General features: G+C 57.1%; 17 protein-coding genes. 8 read left to right on the top strand and 9 right to left on the bottom strand.

Going from position 1 to position 18,127, the window contains the following annotated elements; genetic code table 11:
• Positions 1-26: 26 nt before the first annotated feature.
• From dnaA to mutM, 4 genes are all read right to left on the bottom strand, one after another.
• Complete coding sequence (dnaA, locus tag AAAH10_RS04280) at positions 27-1,547, bottom strand: chromosomal replication initiator protein DnaA (RefSeq protein ID WP_343560863.1); 1,521 nt, start codon at positions 1,545-1,547, stop codon at positions 27-29.
• A gap of 517 nt (positions 1,548-2,064) precedes the next feature.
• Positions 2,065-2,328 carry a 30S ribosomal protein S20 gene (gene rpsT, locus AAAH10_RS04285; protein ID WP_343560865.1) on the bottom strand — a complete coding sequence of 88 codons (264 nt, stop codon included), beginning with the start codon at positions 2,326-2,328 and terminating at the stop codon, positions 2,065-2,067.
• A 183-nt stretch (positions 2,329-2,511) separates the two neighbouring features.
• A complete protein-coding gene (locus tag AAAH10_RS04290; RefSeq protein WP_343560867.1) occupies positions 2,512-3,288 on the bottom strand; it encodes an enoyl-CoA hydratase-related protein in 777 nt (258 codons plus the stop codon).
• A 62-nt stretch (positions 3,289-3,350) separates the two neighbouring features.
• Positions 3,351-4,211: a bifunctional DNA-formamidopyrimidine glycosylase/DNA-(apurinic or apyrimidinic site) lyase gene (gene mutM / locus AAAH10_RS04295; RefSeq protein ID WP_343560869.1), complete on the bottom strand. Its 861-nt coding sequence runs from the start codon at positions 4,209-4,211 to the stop codon at positions 3,351-3,353.
• Positions 4,212-4,344: 133 nt separating this feature from the next.
• Between mutM and ubiE the strand changes: the two genes are divergently transcribed.
• The 8 genes from ubiE (at position 4,345) to AAAH10_RS04335 (ending at position 11,760) form a co-directional block, all read left to right on the top strand.
• A complete protein-coding gene (gene ubiE / locus AAAH10_RS04300) occupies positions 4,345-5,121 on the top strand; it encodes a bifunctional demethylmenaquinone methyltransferase/2-methoxy-6-polyprenyl-1,4-benzoquinol methylase UbiE (protein ID WP_343560871.1) in 777 nt (258 codons plus the stop codon).
• 30 nt (positions 5,122-5,151) lie between these two features.
• Positions 5,152-6,699: a 2-polyprenylphenol 6-hydroxylase gene (ubiB, locus tag AAAH10_RS04305; RefSeq protein ID WP_343560873.1), complete on the top strand. Its 1,548-nt coding sequence runs from the start codon at positions 5,152-5,154 to the stop codon at positions 6,697-6,699.
• A gap of 219 nt (positions 6,700-6,918) precedes the next feature.
• Entirely contained in the window at positions 6,919-8,196 is a 1,278-nt protein-coding gene (gene coaBC / locus AAAH10_RS04310; protein WP_343560875.1) for a bifunctional phosphopantothenoylcysteine decarboxylase/phosphopantothenate--cysteine ligase CoaBC, read from the top strand.
• Complete coding sequence (dut, locus tag AAAH10_RS04315) at positions 8,193-8,765, top strand: dUTP diphosphatase (RefSeq protein ID WP_343560876.1); 573 nt, start codon at positions 8,193-8,195, stop codon at positions 8,763-8,765. The genes coaBC and dut overlap by 4 nt, the downstream gene beginning before the upstream one ends.
• 42 nt (positions 8,766-8,807) lie before the next feature.
• Positions 8,808-9,266 (top strand): RrF2 family transcriptional regulator, encoded by a 459-nt coding sequence (locus AAAH10_RS04320; protein WP_343560878.1) that lies wholly within the window; start codon positions 8,808-8,810, stop codon positions 9,264-9,266.
• A gap of 107 nt (positions 9,267-9,373) precedes the next feature.
• Complete coding sequence (gene cysK, locus AAAH10_RS04325; RefSeq protein WP_343560880.1) at positions 9,374-10,336, top strand: cysteine synthase A; 963 nt, start codon at positions 9,374-9,376, stop codon at positions 10,334-10,336.
• A 36-nt stretch (positions 10,337-10,372) separates the two neighbouring features.
• A complete protein-coding gene (locus AAAH10_RS04330; RefSeq protein WP_343560882.1) occupies positions 10,373-11,146 on the top strand; it encodes a HesA/MoeB/ThiF family protein in 774 nt (257 codons plus the stop codon).
• Between the two features lie 101 nt (positions 11,147-11,247).
• Positions 11,248-11,760 (top strand): hypothetical protein, encoded by a 513-nt coding sequence (locus AAAH10_RS04335; protein WP_343560885.1) that lies wholly within the window; start codon positions 11,248-11,250, stop codon positions 11,758-11,760.
• Between the two features lie 66 nt (positions 11,761-11,826).
• Here the strand turns inward: AAAH10_RS04335 and AAAH10_RS04340 are convergent, their stop codons facing one another.
• The 5 genes from AAAH10_RS04340 to AAAH10_RS04360 form a co-directional block, all read right to left on the bottom strand.
• Positions 11,827-13,011: an ABC transporter permease gene (locus AAAH10_RS04340; protein ID WP_343560887.1), complete on the bottom strand. Its 1,185-nt coding sequence runs from the start codon at positions 13,009-13,011 to the stop codon at positions 11,827-11,829.
• On the bottom strand, positions 13,008-14,006 hold the full coding sequence (locus tag AAAH10_RS04345) for an ABC transporter permease (RefSeq protein ID WP_343560889.1): 999 nt from the start codon (positions 14,004-14,006) through the stop codon (positions 13,008-13,010). Before AAAH10_RS04345 ends, AAAH10_RS04340 begins: the two co-directional genes overlap by 4 nt.
• Positions 14,006-16,006, bottom strand: a complete 2,001-nt coding sequence (locus AAAH10_RS04350) for an ABC transporter ATP-binding protein (protein ID WP_343560892.1) — start codon at positions 16,004-16,006, stop codon at positions 14,006-14,008. The genes AAAH10_RS04345 and AAAH10_RS04350 overlap by 1 nt, the downstream gene beginning before the upstream one ends.
• 163 nt (positions 16,007-16,169) lie before the next feature.
• Entirely contained in the window at positions 16,170-17,144 is a 975-nt protein-coding gene (locus tag AAAH10_RS04355; protein ID WP_343560894.1) for an ABC transporter ATP-binding protein, read from the bottom strand.
• Positions 17,141-18,121 carry an ABC transporter ATP-binding protein gene (locus tag AAAH10_RS04360; RefSeq protein WP_343560896.1) on the bottom strand — a complete coding sequence of 327 codons (981 nt, stop codon included), beginning with the start codon at positions 18,119-18,121 and terminating at the stop codon, positions 17,141-17,143. The genes AAAH10_RS04355 and AAAH10_RS04360 overlap by 4 nt, the downstream gene beginning before the upstream one ends.
• Positions 18,122-18,127: the final 6 nt, after the last annotated feature.

Consider the following 18,127-nt stretch of genomic DNA (forward strand, 5'->3'; position numbering starts at 1 on the left):
GGAGAGGCCGGGGCGGGGCAAAGGCCCTAGCTTTCCAGCATGCGACGAAGCAGTTCAACGTCTTCGGAGAACTCCAGATCCGTCTCGACAAGCTCTTCGATCTTGCGCACGGCATGCATCACGGTCGTATGGTCCCGGCCACCAAACTTGCGGCCGATATCCGGCAGGGAGCGCGATGTCAGCTGCTTGGACAGGAACATGGCAATCTGGCGTGGCCGCGCAACGGCACGGGCACGGCGGGAGGAATGCATGTCCGCCACCTTGATGTTGAAATGCTCCGCAACCCGTTTCTGGATTTCCTCGATCGTGACACGGCGGTCGTTCGCTCTAAGGAGATCCTGCAGGACCTCCTGTGTTGTCTCGATCGTCACCGGACGGCCCACGAGTGTCGCATGGGCCACAATTCTGTTCAGGGCACCTTCGAGCTCACGAATGTTGGATGTGATCTTGTGCGCCAGAAACTCGATAACCTTCTGGGGAATCCGCACATCCATCTGCTCGGCCTTGGATTCCAGAATGCCCAGACGCAACTCGTAGGTTGTGGGATGAATATCAGCAACCAGCCCCCATCCCATCCGGGACTTCATCCGCTCTTCCATGCCTTCCAGGTCACTCGGGCTCTTGTCAGCCGAGATGATCACCTGGCGGTTCTGGTCAACCAGCGCATTGAAGGTATGGAAAAACTCTTCCTGGGTTGCCTCCCGACCACCAATGAACTGAACGTCATCGATCATGAGAACATCAACCGAACGGAACTGCTCCTTGAAGGACATGGTGTCCTTTGTCCGCAAGGCACGGACAAACTGATACATGAACTTTTCCGCGGAAAGGTAGATCACCTTCTTTTGCGGGTGCACGGCCTGAATCTGCCAGGCAATCGCATGCATCAGGTGTGTTTTACCAAGGCCGACCCCACCATAGAGGAACAGTGGATTGAAAGGCACGGCCTCAGCCTCGGCCACACGCCTTGCTGCGGCATAGGCCAGTTCGTTCGGCTTGCCCACAACAAAGTTGTCGAAGGTAAAACGGGGATCAAGCGAAGCCTGCAGGGACGACACGGCATCCGGGATATCGGCTTCAGCAGCAAATTCAATAACGGTCGGGCTTTCAGAAGAGGCTGACGGCGTTCTTTCAACCGAGTCATTGGCTACGGCAGGCGTTTCCTCTGCCTCATCCGCGATCAGGGATTCAGACGGGGACTCCGATACTTCCGGAACGATGGCAACAGGTTGAGCGGGTTTCTGCTGGGGACGGGAGGCCGGCTGCACAACAATCTCGACCTGCACAGGGAAACCGGCCTGCTCTGCCCAGATTTCCTTCACACGTTCCAGATAGTTCGCGACAATCCAGTCGCGCATGAAACGGGTTGGCACCGAAAGGCACAGCCCGGCATCACTTTCCCCGACAACGGCCAGCGGTTTCAGCCAGCTGCGATAGGCAGCCTCACCAACCTCGCCACGCAGTCGCGCAGCAACAGAAAGCCATTGCTCGTTCAAAGCATGCAGCACATCCGAATCAACAGGATGCAATCCAGCATCAGAAGCCATTGCCTACTCGCCAAACCCCTCGGTTCACCAGACCGATCAAAAATCTCACACCAGGACGTCTCTCAATGGCTGCCAGTTCTTTTGCAGGCTCACAAGACCAAACCGAAGAAGTCCCAAACGAACACAAATAAAATCCCGCCCTGCGCCAAACAAAATGGGCACAAGTGAGCAAAATTTTAAATAAAAAGACAGTGAGTTAACTTCAGAAGCAGCCCTTTTTATTTCCCCGCGCTTGCTTTACTGAACCTACTCTCAAGGTTATTCAATGTACCGAACAACTCGGTTTGAAGCAATCACCGCAACAGGCTTTTTTTTGTGTTTTTTCCACAGGCCTTGTCTTGACTCTCATCCCTTGGGGTCACGAAAAGATTCGGCACACCAGATGTAGTATTAGCTTTTTTTGTTTTTTAAAGTTATCCACATTCGGGCAAAGAATCCACAGCCTTGCAGGCACAAAAAAAGCTGCACCGGAAGGATGCAGCTTTTCGTAACTTTCCCAAGAGGAAAAGTCGAATTCTTATGCCATTGCTTTAACGCTGGCACTCAAGCGGGACATTTTGCGGGAAGCTGTGTTTTTGTGCAGAACACCAGCGCGAACACCACGTGCGAGGTGAGGCTGTACAGCTTTCAGTGCGGAAGCAGCTGCTTCCTTGTCACCGCTTGCAACAGCCTTCTCAACACCTTTGATGAAGGTGCGGATGGCGCTGACGCGGGATGTGTTCAGATCGTTACGACGCGCATTGCGGCGGATCCGAACTTTTGCAGAGTGATGATTAGCCATCTGTAGACGATCCATCTCGTATTAAAAGAGTTCAATTGGGACGGCTTATAGCCGCCCGTCTCCCGGGCGTCAAGGACTGAATCCCTTCAAAAGCCTCGGGTCGAGTCTGTTCGGACCCGATTTCGAGGGCGGTTATACGCACTGCCCGGCTTTCGGGCAAGAAGAGTCTTCCACAAAAACGCATTAACGGTGCTTCCAGACGGGCTTTCTCTTCTCGGAAAAGGCCTTCATCCCTTCCCTTCGATCCTCAAGGGCGAATGAAGCATAGAAATGATTGCGCTCCTGAAGCAGCCCCTCTTTTTGCGTTGTTTCAGCCGCCGTGAGAACCGCAGCCTTGACCAGACGGGAAACCGGAATGGAAAAGGAAGCCATGGCTTCAGCCATCTCAAGGGCTTCTTCCATCAGTCTGTCTGCCGGGACCACACGAGCAACCAGTCCGCAGCGCTCGGCTTCATCGGCCTTCATCATTCGGCCCGTCAGACACAGGTCCATCGTTTTTGCCTTGCCAATAGAACGCATCAGTCGCTGTGTCCCCCCCATGGCGGGAACCGTGCCGATGGAAATCTCCGGCTGTCCGAAACGCGCGGTTTCAGAAGCAACAATGGAATCACACATCAGGGCCAGTTCGCAGCCGCCTCCGAGAGCATAGCCGGAAACGGCTGCAATGATCGGCTTTCGAAAGCGTTCCACAACAGTGTGCGTTTCTGCGAAATGATTGGCTTCCGTGATCGACTGATAGTCCTGATCCGCCATTTCCCTGATATCGGCACCGGCGGCAAAGGCCTTTTCAGAACCGCTCAACAGGACAGCGCCGATGGCAGGATCACTTTCATAGCCGGAAAGCGCACAGGCCAGTTCCCCCATCAGAGGTGTGTTCAGGGCGTTGAGGGCCTCAGGACGATCAAGTGTGATGACAGCAACCCGTCCTCTGGTTTCTGTCCTTATAAACTCATAACTCATCAAAATAATCTCCCTGTTGTGCTGTCAACCGCACTTTCAGACAGTCTATCATGACAGCTCTCTCAATGCTGACAGTTTTCACACCAGAATGTGGAGCGCCCGGACTGTTGAATGCGCTGGATCAGAGCCTTGTCTCCGGCACGCTCGCCACAGGCCGGACAGGCTTCGCCTTCCTTGCCATAGACCCGCCACTGGTGCTGGAAATACCCCAGTTCACCGGAGGCCTGCACATAGTCCCGCAAGGATGATCCTCCGGCTTCAATGGCCTGCTCAAGGGTCTGGCGAACGGCAGAGGCCAGGCGGTCGGCCTCATCGGCAGACAGGGTGCCTGCAGGACGAAGGGGCGACAAACCGGACAGGTTCAGAGCCTCGCAGACATAGATATTGCCAAGACCGGCAATATTGCGCTGATCCAGCAGAGCCGCTTTCAGCGGGGCTTTCCGGCCCCTGAAGATTTCAATAAGTGCCGGGCCGTTAAAGGCATTGCCCAGCGGTTCCGGCCCCAGCCGGGCAAAGGCCCTGTCCCGGAGCAGGGCTGCGCGGTCATCCGCGATATCCATCATGCCGAAACGGCGCGGATCGCAGAAACGGACCTGATTCTCAAAGCCGTTCTCTCCGGACATGTCAAACAGGATATGATCGTGCTTGCCCGGCTCGGGGAGCTCGTCTTTCCCGTGAATGGTCATCCGCCCCGACATTCCCAGATGGAAGAAAAGAATCTGGCCATCATCCAGAGTGATCCAGATATACTTTGCACGCCTTTCCAGAGTGGAGACCTGCCGGCCTTCCAGCCGCTGCGCCAGATCGGGTTTGAGCGCAAAGCGCAGATTGGGCCGACGCACAGCGACTCGTTCAAAACGTCTGCCCTCCATCACAGGGCGCAATCCCCGCATCACAGTCTCGACCTCTGGCAATTCGGGCATCTTCTTTCTCCTGCATCAAACGGCGCCTGTGACGCTATGTACTGTCTTTTCTTTTGCCTTCAATCCCCTTGCACTCTATATCATTCGATAATCCGCTTGTCCCATATCATGACAGAAACCGGGTCCTATCAAAATGCAGCCTTCCGAAGACAACAAAGATCAAGGTCAGACCACTCACTTCGGCTATGAAGAAGTGGACGTGAACGAGAAGCGCCATCGCGTGCGCGGCGTGTTTGAGTCCGTGGCCCAGAAATACGATCTGATGAACGATGTCATGTCGGCCGGTGTTCACCGTCTCTGGAAATCCTCGCTTATTGACTGGCTCAACCCGCGCGCGGGAGAACGCCATCTGGATGTTGCCGGCGGAACAGGTGATATCGCCCTGCGCATTGTTGAACGCGTGGGACGCAACGAGGTTGGCCCCATTACCGTTTGCGATCTGACACCGGACATGATGCTGGTTGGCCGTGATCGCATGATCGACAAGGGCCTGCTGCGCCAGATCAACTGGTCCTGCGGCAATGCCGAATCACTGCCCTTCCCTGATCGCAGCATGGATTCCTACACCATCGCCTTTGGCCTGAGGAACGTCACCCATATTGACCGGGCCCTCAGCGAAGCACGACGCGTGCTCAAGCCCGGCGGACGCTTTTTCTGTCTGGAATTCTCCCGCGTTGTGATTCCTGTTCTGGCAGAAACCTATGAAAACTATTCCTTCAGCCTTCTGCCAAAAATGGGCGAGGTGATCGCCAATGACCGCGAATCCTATCAGTATCTGGCAGAATCCATTCGCCGCTTCCCTCCACAGGACGAACTGATAGCAAAGATGCAGGCTGCAGGTTTCCGGCAGTGTTCCTATCGCAATTACAGCGGCGGCATCGCAGCCATCCACTGTGGCTGGCGCATTTAAAACGATCTCCTCTGCAGTTGGACAGCCCTGATGATTCGCAGCCTGAAAACCCTTCGCCGTCTTTTCCAGATTGCCTTTGCCTTTGCACGGCATGACGCCCTTGCTGTTCTGGAAGAACGCCGCCTGATCCCGGGCAGGGCCGCAGCCTTTGCCGTCTGGTTTGCACGGCTCTTTTCCCTGCGCAAATCCGGAGATCGGCCCGGGGAAAAGCTGGCGCGCGCCCTGACAGATCTGGGCCCGACCTTTATCAAGCTCGGTCAGTTTCTCTCAACCCGGTCCGACCTGCTGGGTGATCAGCTCGCCGCCGATCTGGCCCGGCTTCAGGACCAGCTCCCCCCCTTCAGTGGCAGCGAAGCCCGGAAGCTTGTCGAAAGCGAGCTGGGAGCCTCCCTGGACGAGCTGTTCGAAAGCTTCGATCCGGAGCCCGTCTCGGCGGCCTCAATTGCCCAGGTTCACTTTGCCGTCACCACATCGGGTGAGAAGGTTGCCGTCAAGGTTCTTCGCCCCGGAGCGGACGAACAGTTCCGTCGCGATCTGGCCCTGTTCCATCATCTGGCAGAGCTGTTGACCCGGACGCGTCCGTCCCTGAAACGCTTCCGGCTTCAGGATGTCGTCCAGACCTTCCACGATACCGTGAAACTGGAGATGGACCTGCGCATGGAAGCCGCTGCAGCCTGCGAACTGTCCGACAACTTCGCCGGTGACGACAGCTACGACACGCCTTCCATCGACTGGGAGCGAACAAGCCGCCGCGTCATGACCATGAGCCGTGTTTCCGGAATCCCGATGGATGACAGGCAGGCCCTGCTGGATGCAGGACACGATCTGGAAGAAGTCCTGACCGTTGCCGCGCGGATCTTCTTCAATCAGGTTTTCCGCGACGGTTTTTTCCACGGTGACCAGCATCCCGGCAACATGTTTGTCGGAGCCGATGGCCAGATTGTTGCCGTTGATTTCGGTATCATGGGCCGCATGGATCGCCAGACCCGCTATTTTCTGGCCGACATGCTGCTGGCCCTTCTGGAAGAGGACTATTACAAACTCGCCCTCGCCCACAAAACAGGCGGACTGATCGACGACAGCATTCCTCTCGATACCTTTGCGCAGGCCCTGCGCTCGGTCTGCCAGCCCATCATGGGCAAATCCCTCGACGGCTTTTCCTTTGCCAGCCTGCTCGGGCAGATGCTGCATCTGACCGAAACCTTCGAGATGAAAGTCCAGCCCCAGCTGCTCCTGCTGCAGAAAAACATGGTCATGGCCGAAGGCGTCAGCCGTCATCTGGATCAGGATCTCAACATCTGGACGCTGTCCCGCCCCCTGATCGAACAGTGGATGCGGGAAAACAGGGGACCACAGGCCCGCGTCAGGGATGGTCTGAGCGATCTGGCCCAAAGTCTGGAGCGCCTTCCCCAGTTCATGAACAATCTCGAGGATCTCAGCGACAAGCTGCGCCAGGGAGGACTCAAGCTCGACGAGAAGTCGATTGCAGACTTTTCACAGGGAAGCAGCACGACAGCAAAATGGGCTCTCTTTGTCTCTCTGGTCGCCCTTGGCTTCGCAGCCGGAATCGCACTGTAGATTTCCCGTCCGGAGCCACATACCTTTTTACCGGAAAAAGGATTTTATTTTCAATCCTTTGAGGGAAAAGCCAAACAACATTATTTTTAAGTTGATAGATATTTATAACACTAAGTTATGTCATAACACTTCCTTTTCTTGCGCATGAACTGTTGAAATGATAATCATTTCACTCACATTTTGAGTAAAAAGAATTTCAGCGCGAAAGCGAAACGACACGTGACAACTCCCTCTGTGCTGCTCATCCTCTCCGGAGGCATTGCAGCGTACAAGTCATTGGAACTGATCCGCAGGTTGCGCGATGCATCTGTAGAGGTCACCTGCATCCTGACCAAAGCCGCCGAGGAATTTGTAACGCCCCTGTCCGTCAGCGCCCTGTCCGGCAACAGGGTTTACCGCGACCTTTTCTCACTCACCGATGAAGCGGAAATGGGCCACATCCAGCTGTCCCGCCAGGCTGATCTGGTCGTTGTTGCTCCGGCCACAGCCGACCTGATGGCGCGCCACGCACAGGGAATGGCCAACGATCTGGCAACAACGGCGCTGCTGGCGACAACAGCACCGGTCATGATGGCACCGGCCATGAATGTGCAGATGTGGCTGCATCCGGCCACACAGCAGAATGTCGGGCTCCTGAAAACGCGTGGTGTGGAAATCCTTGAGCCGGATGAAGGGCCGATGGCCTGCGGAGAATTCGGCCCAGGCAGAATGATTGAGCCGGACACCATCTGCAGCGCTGTTCTTGACAGACTGGCCTCCCTGCAAGGGGACGAGCATCCGGAGCCCGTGAAGCTTTCCTCCGGATCGCTGAAGGGACTGCGCGCCCTGGTGACCTCCGGCCCGACACACGAGCCGATTGACCCGGTCCGCTACATCGCCAACCGCTCCAGCGGCAAGCAGGGCCATGCCATCGCAGCGGCACTGAGAGCCCTTGGCGCAGAGACAACACTGGTGTCAGGTCCGACCGATCTTCCGGCGCCTGCCGGGGTGAAACTTGTTTGCGTTGAAACCGCGCGGGAGATGCTCGCAGCCTGCCGCGAAACCATGGGCGAAGGTCCCGGCATTCTTGATATTGCGGTTTGTGCCGCCGCTGTTTCCGACTGGAGTGTCAAGGAACAGAGCAACCAGAAGCGCAAGAAGAAGCCGGGCGAGACCGCCCCCACACTGGAGCTTGCCGAAAACCCGGACATCCTTGCGGACATTGCCAAACCCGGAATTTCACGACCGGCTCTGGTCGTCGGCTTTGCTGCCGAGACAGAAAATCATCTGGACAATGCAAAGCAGAAGAAAATCCGCAAGGGCTGCGACTGGATCCTGCTGAACGATGTCGGCACCGGAACCGGAACCTTTGGAGGTGACGTCAATCAGGTCCACGTCCTGACCGATCAGGATGTCACGCTGTGGCCTTCCGAAAGCAAGGAAAAGATTGCACGAAAACTGGCAGAACTGATCGCCTGGCACTTCCGCAACACAGACACGACAGGCGCAAAGCCATGAGCCAGCAGCAGGAAACCGTCATGCCTTTTGCAGAGGCTTCTCCGTCCTTGCAGATCAAAGTCCTGCCTCACGGCGAAGGCCTCCCGCTTCCCGCCTATGCCTCGGAACAGGCGGCCGGTATGGACGTCCATGCCGCGCTGGATGCTCCCCTGACACTGGAAGTCGGCGCCCGCGTTCTTGTTCCGACCGGCTTTGCGATGGCTTTGCCGCCCGGGTTCGAAGCCCAGGCCCGTCCGCGCTCCGGTCTGGCGATCAAGCACGGCATAACACTGCTCAACAGCCCCGGCACAATCGATGCCGATTACAGGGGCGAGGTCAAAATCATCCTGATCAATCACGGTCAGGATCCCTACACCATTCAGCCGGGTGACCGCATCGCCCAGCTTGTGATTGCTCCGGTTCATCAGGCCCGGATCATACCCGTTCAGGAACTGGATGAAACTGAACGCGGAACTGGTGGTTTTGGTTCGACAGGATTCAAACAGGCTCCTGTTGCTGCCCCTCAGAACGCAGACCGGAACACACCATCATCCACCCCGCTATCAAATCCAATGATCCCGAAAAAATAGCCTCCTGAAAAAGTGAGTCAAAATAACAAGGAACCGAGGTCAATGTTGCGTTTATCAAAAAAGCTGCTCTTTGCCATCGAAGCTGTGGTTGATATTGCCTACCACGCAGGAACAGGTCCTGTGCGATCCTCAGACATTTCCCGCCGCCAGGGCATTCCCCGGCGCTATCTGGAACAGGTTCTCCAGCAGCTTGTCCATCACGAGATTCTGGCCGGGCAGCGTGGTCCCAAGGGCGGTTACCGTCTGGCGCGCGAACGCCGCCGCATTTCCGTGGGGGAAATCATCCGTATTGTCCGCGATCTGGAAAGCTCTGCTGATCCGGCCAGTGAAATGGAAGGTTCCGAAATCGGCATCAAGGTTGTGCGACCGCTCTGGCTGGATGTGCAGCAGGAAATCATGGAGCGCTTTGACAGGATCACGGTCGAGCAGCTCTGTGATGATGCCCGCCGCAAGAATATCACAAGCGAGGCGCAACCCATTATGCCGGACTTCAGCATTTAACAGTGACCTTTTGTCATTGAAGGCAAAAACATCTGGTTTTCCCGGAAATCATTGTTAAATATGGAGTTATAAAATTCCAAAGACCGAATAGCCCGTAAAGGATCACCATGAGCTCCATGTCTCTCCCGACCCCGCCACGTGGTCGCGTATACGATTCCATTCTGGACACCATTGGCGCCACACCTCTGGTTCGCATCAGGAAAATGACTGAAAAGGAGGGTGTCAAAGCCGACATCCTCGGCAAGTGCGAGTTCTTCAACCCGCTGGCCTCTGTCAAGGATCGTATCGGTTACGCGATGATCGAGGATATGGAGCAAAAGGGCCTGATCAGGGAGGGCAGCACGCTGATTGAGCCAACCAGTGGCAACACCGGAATTGCGCTCGCCTTCGTCTGTGCGGCCAAGGGTTATCGCCTGATTCTCACCATGCCGGAAACCATGTCCGAGGAACGCCGCAAGATGCTCCGTTATCTGGGGGCCGAGCTTGTTCTGACCGAAGGACCGCTGGGCATCGGCGGTGCGGTTCGACGCGCCCAGGAACTGCTGGAGGAAATTCCCGGTGCCGTGATGCCGATGCAGTTCCAGAACGAAGCCAACCCGCGCATTCACGAGCTGACAACGGCCGAGGAAATCTGGCAGGACACAGACGGCAAGGTGGACGTTGTAATCAGCGGTATCGGTACAGGTGGAACCCTGACCGGAATCGGCGCGGTTCTCAAGGCCCGCAAACCGTCGGTACAAATGGTCGCAATCGAGCCGGAAGACAGCCCTGTTCTTTCCGGTGGACAGCCCGGTCCGCACAAGATCCAGGGCATTGGCCCGGGTTTCGTGCCTCCGATCCTGAATACCGACCTCATTGACGAAGTGATCCGTATCGGCAACGATACCGCCTTCCGCACCGCGCGCGAGGCAGCTTCCAGTGAAGGCCTGCCCGTCGGAATTTCCTCCGGTGCTGCCATTGCAGCCGCTCTGGAAATCGGCGCGCGTCCGGAAATGGAAGGCAAGACCATCGTGACCATCCTGCCCTCCTTTGCAGAACGTTATCTCAGCACCGATCTTTTTGCCGAGTAACCGGCGCGAAAGGTCGCCCAGCACGACGGAAGACCCATGACACAGCTTGAAGACCTGACCGATGAACAGATGGAACGCTACGCCCGTCATCTGGTCCTTCCGGAAGTCGAGGAAGACGGTCAGCTCAGGCTCCTGAACTCTTCCGTTCTGGTCATTGGCGCAGGAGGGCTTGGCTCCCCCCTGCTGCTCTATCTTGCAGCCGCAGGTGTCGGCACCATCGGCATTGTCGATGACGACAGTGTCGAGCGCTCCAATCTTCAGCGCCAGATTGTTCACTCCGAAGAGTCTCTCGGCACCACCAAGGTGGCTTCGGCGCAGAAACGTCTGCAGGCTCTCAATCCCGATCTCCGGATAGTCATCCACGAAACCCGGATCACTGCGGACAATGCTCAAGAGATCATTGCGGACTACGATCTGGTTGCAGATGGTTGTGACACCATTGCCACGCGCTATGTGCTCAACGACGCCTGCTTTGCCCGGAAGAAAACCCTCGTCTCTGCCGCCATCCTGCGATTTGACGGACAGATCACCACCATCAAGGCCCACGAGCCGGGCAACAATCCCTGCTATCGCTGCCTCTTTGGCAACGACCAGCCGGACGGCCGTGATTCCTGCGCGGATGTCGGTGTTTTCGGTGCGCTGGCTGGCACCATGGGCAGCCTGCAGGCCGTCGAGGTGATCAAGGAATTGCTGGGCATCGGCACGAGCCTGTCCGGTCGCCTGATGCTCTATTCCGCACTGGATGCACAGTTCCACAGCATGAACACCAGACGCGATCCGGCCTGCCCGGTCTGCGGTGGCGTCGAATAGAATCCACTTTCACGCATACGCATACGCATACGCATACGACCTTTTCACAGGGGGCATCTGCTCCAGAGCCCCCCATTCAACACAAAGCTCCGGGTGCTGTCATGATCAAGTCTTTCCTTTCTGTCCTGCTCTGCACATTGCTTCTGGCAGGCATCGCCACAACAGCTCCGGCACAGGACACCTCAAACGGTGCCCTGATTGCCTATGAACACGGCCCCGGCGCCCTTCAGATCTTTGACGAGGAAGGCCGCGCCAACACGCCGGAATGGGTGCAGCACTGGCTCATGGTCATGCTGGGGTCTTTTGCCCTGGGACTGGTTTTTGTCTGGAAAAAAATCGAAGCCCGCTGGGTTGTTGGCGGGATCGTCGCCACCTTTGTCGCCGTTCAGATCCTGGTCAAGGCCTTCGGACTTCTGCCTCTGGGGGGCCTGCTGGCACTGGTTCACATCGTCACCTGGTCACCAGCGCTCTACATCCTGCTTACCCGCAGGCCCTTCCTCGCCAAACCAGGCTTCTACAGCCTCTGGAGCGGCTGGATCACCGCCGTGATCCTCTTTTCCTTCGTCTTCGACATCCCCGATGCCCTGACCTACCTGCAGCACATGCTGGGGTAAGGACAGGACTTCAGAGGCAGAAGGCTCAAAGAGTCTTCGGTGACAACACCCGGTCTTCAGCAGGGATTACGACTTGTACGGATCGGCAGCATCGCGCAGGCCGTCGCCGAGGAAGTTGAAGCAGAGCACCACCAGCACGACGGGCTGGACAGGCAGCAGAAGCCAGGGGTAGAGCACCACAGCGTTGATGTTCTGGGCCTCGTTGAGCAGAACGCCCCACGAGGTCACAGGCGGTCTCAGCCCCAGTCCGAGGAAGGAGAGCGCTGTCTCGCCCAGAATCATGGTCGGGATCGCGAGGGTGATCGAGGCAATCAGATGACTGCTGAAGGATGGCAGAAGATGGCGCCCGATCACGCGGGCATTCGAGGCCCCCATCAACTGGGCGGCGGTACAGAAATCCTCCTCGCGCAGACTGAGCAGCTTGGAGCGCACCGCCCGCGCCAGTCCGGGCCAGTCCAGCAGACCGAGGATCACCGAAATTCCGAAGAAGACCCCCAGCGGGCTCCAGGACACAGGCAGCAGGGCGGAAAGCGTCATGAACAGCGGCAGCTCGGGGAAGGATTTCAGCACCTCGATGGCGCGCTGGACGGAGTTGTCGATCCAGCCGCCGTAGTAGCCGGCCAGGCCACCCAGCACCGTTCCCAGAACGAAGGAAATCGCCACACCGATCAGACCGATGGTCAGGGAAATGCGTGAGCCATAGATAATCCGGCTGAAGATATCACGCCCCAGACGGTCTGTGCCCCAGACGAAGAAGGTTCCTCCCTCCGCCGGGCAGACAAAGTGGAAATCAGCCTTGAACAGTCCCCAGAACTCATAGGCTTCCCCGGGATTGCTGCAGAAGAAGCGCAAAGGCTGGATATCGCTGGTATCGGGTGTGTAGACCCGCTCCAGATTCTCCATGTTCAGCTCGTAGTCAAAGCCATAGACAAAGGGTGTTCTGAGCTCCCCCTCATGGAAGAAGTGGATGGCCTGGGGCGGCGCATAGATGTGTTCGATGTGACGGCTGTGCAGGGCATAAGGTGAGACAGCCTCTGCCAGCGCGGCAATCAGGTACATGCACAGCAGAATGATCCCGGAATAGAGCGCCAGCTTGTGCCGCTTGAACTTCCACCAGATGATCTGCCACTGGGATGCGGTGTAGTAGCGTTCCTGTGCAGGGGTCAGGGCAGTGACCGAATGGGGATCAAAAACCGCTGTGTTGACGTAATGGGGCAGCTTGTCCTGCTTGCCTTGTTCAGACTGGCTCATTTCGAAGCTCCTCCACCCAGACGGATCCGCGGATCAACAGCCGCCAGCATCAGGTCAGACAAAAACACCCCCAGCACAACAAGGCCGGCCTCGAACATCAGGAAGGAACCTGCCAGGAACATATCCTGCGACTGCAGGGCCTTGACCAGCATCGGCCCGTTTGTTTCCAGCCCCATGACAAAGGAGACCAGCACCGCGCCCGAGAACAGCGACGGCAGGATGGAGCCCAGATCAGCGATAAAGGGGTTGATGGCCAGACGCAGGGGATACTTGATCAGAATGCGGATCGGACTGAGACCCTTTGCCCGTGCCGTCACCACATACTGCTTGCTCAGTTCGTCGAGCAGGTTCGCTCTCAGGCGACGGATCATGCCCGCCGTTCCGGAAGTCCCGATCACAACAACCGGAATCCAGAGATGCTCGAGCACAGAACCGACCTTGCTCCAGCTCCAGGGCTCGCCGACATACTGCGGGTCCATCAACCCGCCGATGGAGGTTCCGAACCAGACATTTGCGGAATAGAGCAGAATCAGCGCCAGCATGAAGTTCGGCGTCGCCAGACCGATAAAGCCCACGACAGAGACAATATAATCCCCGACCGAGTACTGCTTGACCGCGGAATAGATGCCGATCGGGAAGGCCACAACATAGGTGAAAATCGTCGAGGCGAACGCCACCACCAGTGTCAGAAGCATCCGGTCCCCGATCACCTCTGTGACCGGCAGCTCGTGCTCGAAGGAATAGCCGAGATCACCCTGCACAAAGCCGGCAATCCAGCCGAGGTATTGCAGATAGGGTGGCTGATCAAGACCGTACTCCTTGCGAAGGTATTCGATCTTTTCCAGATCAACGTTTTCCCCCTGGGCCTGCATCTCGGCGATCTGGGTTTCCAGAAAGTCGCCCGGCGGCAGCTGGATAATGGTGAAGATGATGATCGAAATCGCCAGCAGCGTCGGGATCATCGTCAGGATGCGGTTGATAATATAATTCAGCATCAGCGCACGCTCTCTCCCGGACCAGGTCCCTGCCTGTTCTCGATTTCCTGTTTCAGGGCCGCGCCTTCATCAACACAATCACCTGTTTCGCAATATTCCATCAGATCCGGTCCATGCCCTTCATGTGCACGGACATAGTGCCCTTCGCCCAGATCGATCATGACCGCCCTGTGCTCTCCATCAACAGTAAAGGGTGCAGGCCAGAGTTCGGGGATCGAGGCCTTGCCTTCCATCAAATCATTGAGGTTGAGCAGATTGTGCAGGTCGGGCTCGGGGACGGCACGCAGAAGAGCCCTGGTGTAGGGGTGAACCGGATTGCGGAACAGCTGGGCCTTTGGCGCCAGCTCCACCAGACGGCCCCGGCACATGACCGCAATACGATCGGCGATGTAATCCACAACAGCCAGATTGTGGCTGATAAAGATATAGGTCAGCCCCAGAGCTTCCTTCAGATCGGTCAGCAGGTTCAGAACCTGCGCCTGCACGGACACATCCAGCGCGGAAACCGGCTCGTCACAGATCAGCAGATCAGGCTGAAGCGCCAGTGCGCGGGCAATGCCGATACGCTGGCGCTGACCGCCCGAGAAGGAGTGCGGATAACGGTTCATGTGCAGCGGTGACAGCCCGACGACATCCATCAGGGCCGCCACGATTTCCCGGCGCTCCGTGCGGTCTTTCATTCCGTGGATCAGAAGGGGTTCGCCGATCAGATCCTGCACGGTCATGCGCGGATTGAGGGAACTGAAAGGGTCCTGGAACATGAACTGCATGCGCTCGCGGAAACCGAAAAGCTCATCACCGTCCATGGACAGCACATCGCGTTCGGTGCCGTCCGGTTCATAGAACTTGATCGACCCGTTGTCCGGGGTCAGCGCCCGCATAATGATCTTGGACAGGGTGGTCTTGCCACAGCCACTTTCGCCAACCAGACCAAGGCATTCCCCCCGGCGCACCTCAAAGGAAATGTCATCGACGGCGAGAACACGCGGCGCGTCCTCTTCCTTTTTGAACATCCCGCCCTTGCGCGTCTTGTAGGTCTTGGTGAGATTTTTGATCTCGAGAATCGCAGAGGTCTGGGCCGAATGGTGAACCGAGCGGTCCCGTTTGGTCCGCAGGATTGGATTGTTCCCATCCGGTTTGATCTCCCGGATGGGAACCAGACGCTCGCCCGGCTCCATGTCAAAGCGCGGAACAGCGGCCAGCAGAGCCTTCAGATAGGGATGCCCGGGATTTTGAAAGATGTCCTGCACATCGCCGCTTTCCATAATCTCCCCGTGATACATGACCACAACTTCATCGGCCATGTTGGCGACCACACCCAGATCGTGCGTGATCATCAGGATTGACATCCCCAGTTCTTTCTGGAGATCCTTCATCAGCTTGAGAATCTGGGCCTGGATTGTCACATCCAGTGCCGTTGTCGGCTCATCCGCGATCAGCAGCGAGGGGCGGCAGACCAGTCCCATGGCGATCACAGCGCGCTGGCGCAGGCCCCCTGAAAGCTCGAAAGGATAGGTATCAAGGGTTTTGAGCGGATCGGGAAAGCCGACCAGCGTCAGCATGTCCAGAACGATCTTGCGCGCCTCTTCTCCGGAAACGTTGCGGTGGATCATCAGGGCTTCGCAAATCTGGTCACCGACCGTATGGACCGGAGACAGCGACGTCATGGGCTCCTGGAAGACCATGGAGATACTGCCTCCGCGGATGGACCGCATCTCCCTGCCATCGGCCGCGAGAGAGGCCAGATCGACGATCTTCGTTTCCCCACCGGCGCAATGCCTGTCCCTGAACAGGATGCGCCCGCCGGAAATATAGGCTGCACGGGGCAGCAACCGCATGATGGCCTGGGAAACAACGGTCTTGCCCGACCCTGATTCGCCGACCAGAGCAACTGTTTTGCCTTCAGGAATGCGAAACGACACGCCCTTAACCGCTTGCAGATCCCCCTCCGGCAACCGGAAAGAGACCCGAAGGTCTTCAATTCTCAGCAGATCGTCCACCCTGCTATCCCTTTTCGCTTTAACGCGTCTACCCGCAATCGGTTTGATCCGACCTGCATACAAAATGTCTGTTAAACTTTAATGCATAAAAAAAAGAAGGTGCAAGGCCCATCAGCAGCCTTGCACCTTCCAAAAGGTCATGAATTTCACTTTCCAGTCTGTTTTATCCTCCGCGGTGACAGGCGATTGTCCGTTCTCCCCTCTCTTCAAGAAGCGGAATCTTGCGGGCACAGCGTTCTTCCGCGTAGGGACAACGTGTCCGGAACACACAGCCGGAAGGCGGTGCTAGCGGACTTGGCAAATCTCCGCCAAGGGTGATGCGTTCCCGGTTTCTTTCCTTTCGCGGATCAGGAGACGGCACCGATGCAATCAGCGCCTGGGTGTAGGGATGCTGAGGTTCACTGCAAATCAGGTCACGCGCGCCCAGCTCCATGATCTTGCCCAGATAAAGAACCATGATGCGCTGGGAAATATGGCGCACCACACTCAGATTGTGGGAAATGAAGATCAGACTCAGCCCGAACTCTTTCTGAAGCTTCATCAGCAGGTTGATGATCTGGGCCTGAATCGAAACATCCAGCGCCGAGACAGCCTCGTCACACACAACCAGCTTCGGTTCCAGAATCATGGCTCTGGCAATCCCGATCCGCTGACACTGTCCGCCCGAGAATTCATGCGGATAGCGGTTGATCTGCTCCGGCAGGAGCCCGACCTTGCCCATCATGCTCCGCACGCGCTCGCGAACATCGTCCTTTGACAGTTCGGGTTTCTGCGTGATCAGGGGCTCTGCGATGATCTCCCCGATTGTCATGCGCGGATTGAGCGACGCCAGAGGGTCCTGAAAGATGATCTGCAAATCGGAGCGAACCGCCCGCAACTCTCTTGAAGACAGCTCATCCAGAGCCTCCCCCATCCAGAGGACAGAGCCATCTGTCGGCTCGATCAGATGCAGGATTGCACGCCCCAAAGTCGACTTGCCACATCCTGATTCACCAACGATACCCAGGGTTTCCCCCTTGCGAACCTGAAAGGAAACATCATTCACGGCCTTCAGGTCGGCTGTCCCCCCAAAGAGGCCTCCCTTCGGCACCTTGAAATAGACCGAGAGATTTTGGACATCCATTAAAACTTCGCTCATGACGCACTCTCCCTGAAACAGGCTGACATCCGGTTCCCCTCCAGCATGAAGTCGGGGGGCTGATCCAGCAGGCAGCGCTGCTTCACATGGTTACAGCGCGGTGCAAAGGAACAGCCCTTTGGCAACCGCTGGAGATTGGGGGGCTGACCGGGAATGGTGACAAGCTCGTATCCCTCCTCCACAGAGTTCTCCATCGAGGGCGAAGAAGCCAGAAGCCCCTGACTGTACGGATGGCGCGGATCGTCAAAGAGGGAAAGAATGGGGGCCTGCTCCACCACGCGACCACCGTACATGACATTCACCCGGTCGCAGATATTGGCGATGACACCCAGATCGTGCGTGATCATCACCACAGCCGTGCCGAAATCATCCTTGATCTGGCGAATCAGATCCAGAATCTGTGCCTGGACCGTCACATCCAGCGCCGTTGTCGGCTCATCCGCAATCAGCAGGGCCGGTTCACACAGCAGGGCCATGGCAATCATCACGCGCTGGCGCATCCCGCCCGAAAACTCGTGCGGATACATGTCAAAGCGCTTTGATGCCTCGGGAATTCCCACTCGCTCCAGCATTTCCAGTGCTGTCCTTCGGGCCTGTTCCTTCGAAAAGCCCTTGTGGAGTTCCAGCACTTCTGTGAGTTGCCTCGAAACCTTGAGATAGGGATTGAGCGACGTCATGGGGTCCTGAAAGATCATGGACATGCTCTCGCCCCTGATCCTGTTCAGGCTTTTGACATCCAGCCCCACCAGTTCCTGTCCCAGCAGCCTTGCGCTGCCGCGAACCGTTCCGTTCGAGGCCAGCAACCCCATGATGGACAGAAAGGTCTGGCTCTTGCCCGAACCTGACTCCCCGACCACCCCGAGCGCTTCACCGGCATGAACCCTGAAATGAAGATCGCGCACAGCGGTCACAGGGCCTTCGGGTGTTTCAAAGTCGACAGAGAGCCCCTCGACCTCAAGAATAATCTGATCTGCCATAGTGAA

The organism is Carbonatibacter coralli, assembly GCF_039592655.1.
Classification (GTDB): Bacteria; Pseudomonadota; Alphaproteobacteria; order Kiloniellales; family Kiloniellaceae; genus Carbonatibacter; species Carbonatibacter coralli.

Excerpts from the sequence above, each read along its gene's own strand:
- dnaA (WP_343560863.1), bottom strand. The coding sequence starts at position 1,547 with ATGGCTTCTGATGCTGGATTGCATCCTGTTGATTCGGATGTGCTGCAT.
- rpsT (WP_343560865.1), bottom strand. The coding sequence starts at position 2,328 with ATGGCTAATCATCACTCTGCAAAAGTTCGGATCCGCCGCAATGCGCGT.
- AAAH10_RS04290 (WP_343560867.1), bottom strand. The coding sequence starts at position 3,288 with ATGAGTTATGAGTTTATAAGGACAGAAACCAGAGGACGGGTTGCTGTC.
- mutM (WP_343560869.1), bottom strand. The coding sequence starts at position 4,211 with ATGCCCGAATTGCCAGAGGTCGAGACTGTGATGCGGGGATTGCGCCCT.
- ubiE (WP_343560871.1), top strand. The coding sequence starts at position 4,345 with ATGCAGCCTTCCGAAGACAACAAAGATCAAGGTCAGACCACTCACTTC.
- ubiB (WP_343560873.1), top strand. The coding sequence starts at position 5,152 with ATGATTCGCAGCCTGAAAACCCTTCGCCGTCTTTTCCAGATTGCCTTT.
- dut (WP_343560876.1), top strand. The coding sequence starts at position 8,193 with ATGAGCCAGCAGCAGGAAACCGTCATGCCTTTTGCAGAGGCTTCTCCG.
- AAAH10_RS04320 (WP_343560878.1), top strand. The coding sequence starts at position 8,808 with ATGTTGCGTTTATCAAAAAAGCTGCTCTTTGCCATCGAAGCTGTGGTT.
- cysK (WP_343560880.1), top strand. The coding sequence starts at position 9,374 with ATGAGCTCCATGTCTCTCCCGACCCCGCCACGTGGTCGCGTATACGAT.
- AAAH10_RS04330 (WP_343560882.1), top strand. The coding sequence starts at position 10,373 with ATGACACAGCTTGAAGACCTGACCGATGAACAGATGGAACGCTACGCC.
- AAAH10_RS04335 (WP_343560885.1), top strand. The coding sequence starts at position 11,248 with ATGATCAAGTCTTTCCTTTCTGTCCTGCTCTGCACATTGCTTCTGGCA.
- AAAH10_RS04340 (WP_343560887.1), bottom strand. The coding sequence starts at position 13,011 with ATGAGCCAGTCTGAACAAGGCAAGCAGGACAAGCTGCCCCATTACGTC.
- AAAH10_RS04345 (WP_343560889.1), bottom strand. The coding sequence starts at position 14,006 with ATGCTGAATTATATTATCAACCGCATCCTGACGATGATCCCGACGCTG.
- AAAH10_RS04355 (WP_343560894.1), bottom strand. The coding sequence starts at position 17,144 with ATGAGCGAAGTTTTAATGGATGTCCAAAATCTCTCGGTCTATTTCAAG.
- AAAH10_RS04360 (WP_343560896.1), bottom strand. The coding sequence starts at position 18,121 with ATGGCAGATCAGATTATTCTTGAGGTCGAGGGGCTCTCTGTCGACTTT.